General features: G+C 56.0%; 1 protein-coding gene and 2 tRNA genes. 2 read left to right on the forward strand and 1 reads right to left on the reverse strand.

What is annotated here, in order from left to right; all coding sequences use genetic code 11:
- Positions 1 to 142 precede the first annotated feature (142 nt).
- Positions 143 to 1,015, reverse strand: coding sequence for a 23S rRNA (guanosine(2251)-2'-O)-methyltransferase RlmB (gene rlmB / locus TH30_RS21885; protein ID WP_114100193.1), 873 nt, complete (start codon positions 1,013 to 1,015; stop codon positions 143 to 145).
- Between the two features lie 196 nt (positions 1,016 to 1,211).
- Between rlmB and TH30_RS21890 the strand changes: the two genes are divergently transcribed.
- Together TH30_RS21890 and TH30_RS21895 are read left to right on the forward strand one after the other, a co-directional pair.
- Positions 1,212 to 1,296 (forward strand) — tRNA-Tyr (locus tag TH30_RS21890).
- Between the two features lie 37 nt (positions 1,297 to 1,333).
- Positions 1,334 to 1,407, forward strand: a tRNA-Gly gene (locus TH30_RS21895).
- Positions 1,408 to 1,524: the final 117 nt, after the last annotated feature.

Consider the following 1,524-nt stretch of genomic DNA (forward strand, 5'->3'; position numbering starts at 1 on the left):
TCTGATTACAAATCAGCTGCTCTACCAATTATAGCTATGCCGGCTCGAGCGGCGCGAAACATAATCCGGGCCGCAGATGATTGCAAGACTTTGAAGCAGGGAAATTTACATCCCCCTGCTTCGGGGCAAATCGGGGTGCTGTTTACTTGCGATAAAGCTCGTAAAGGGCAACCGCGGCGGCGTTGGAAACGTTGAGACTTTCGATGCGATCAGACATCGGAAGCTTGACCAGGAAGTCACAGCTTTCGCGTGTCAGACGACGCAGGCCTTCACCCTCGGACCCCATGACGATTCCCACGCGACCATGAAGCTTGGCCTCGGCCAGAGTCTGTTCGGCATAGCCGTCCATCCCGGCAAGCCAGAAATGGGCTGCTTTAAGTTTTTCAAGCGTCTGGTTGAGGTTGCCGGCGTGAATATAGGGAACAGTTTCAAGTGCACCACTAGCCGACTTGGCCAGTACGCCGGTTTCAGGCGGTGCGTGACGGTCCGGTACGATAACGGCTGACGCGCCAAAGGCGGCTGCGCTTCGAAGAATCGCGCCCACGTTATGCGGGTCGGTTACCTGATCAAGGATAAGTACCGTACATTGTTCCGAATCCCGGTGGTCAGCGATCAGTTCTTCGACCGACAGCTGGGGCAGGGGGGCACAATGAATGGCCATGCCCTGATGGACGGTGCCCGGCGGCAACATCTCGTCAAGGTCGGTACGCCCGGCGGAATCAACGGCGACGTCGGTGCGTTCGGCATCGGCAAGGGCTGCGTTAATCTCGTCGCGCACATTTTCGGTCGCCCAGATTTTGTGAATCGTGCGTTGCGGATTGGCAATTGCCATCATTACCGGGTGGCGGCCGAAGAGAATCAGGCGCGAATTTCCGCCCGACGGTCCGCTGTCGCGACCGCGCTTTCGTCCACGGCGCGAATTACCTTCGCGGTTTTCATCGCTTTGCGGGAGGTTGTCCTGCCCGACGTCACCGGGGTGACGATTTCCTGAACGTGATTTGTTGCGACGCGACATAATGGCGGAAACCTCCGGGCCGTAAGGAACTGAATGCACTTTGTTTGACTCTGAAAGCAGAGCTTGGGGAACATATAGGAAAGGAAATACGATTTCGTGTTTTTTTTGCTGTTGACAACACATGCCCCTCCACCGTATTCCCTCCCTCGCCGCAACGAGGCCGGGCTCAAAACCCGGACGGCGTTAAGACCCTGATGGAGGGGTGGCAGAGCGGTCAAATGCAGCGGACTGTAAATCCGCCGACTTAGTCTACGCAGGTTCGAATCCTGCCCCCTCCACCACTCTCTCGCCCTCGCGAGAGCTCGCAGATAGAAATATGCGGGTGTAGCTCAATGGTAGAGCAGAAGCCTTCCAAGCTTACGACGAGGGTTCGATTCCCTTCACCCGCTCCAATTTTATTATGCAACCCGTCGGCTCGTGCGGTGGGTTACTACGTGTTTTTTTGGTTCGGATATAGGATCTGAGGGCAATGGCCAAGGAAAAGTTTGAGCGTACAAAACCGCACGTTA

This window comes from Thalassospira profundimaris (assembly GCF_003326795.1).
In the GTDB taxonomy this organism is placed as follows: Bacteria; Pseudomonadota; Alphaproteobacteria; order Rhodospirillales; family Thalassospiraceae; genus Thalassospira; species Thalassospira profundimaris_C.

What these genes read in the sequence shown, in the direction of transcription:
- rlmB (WP_114100193.1), bottom strand. Translation starts at nt 1,015, where the DNA reads ATGTCGCGTCGCAACAAATCACGTTCAGGAAATCGTCACCCCGGTGAC.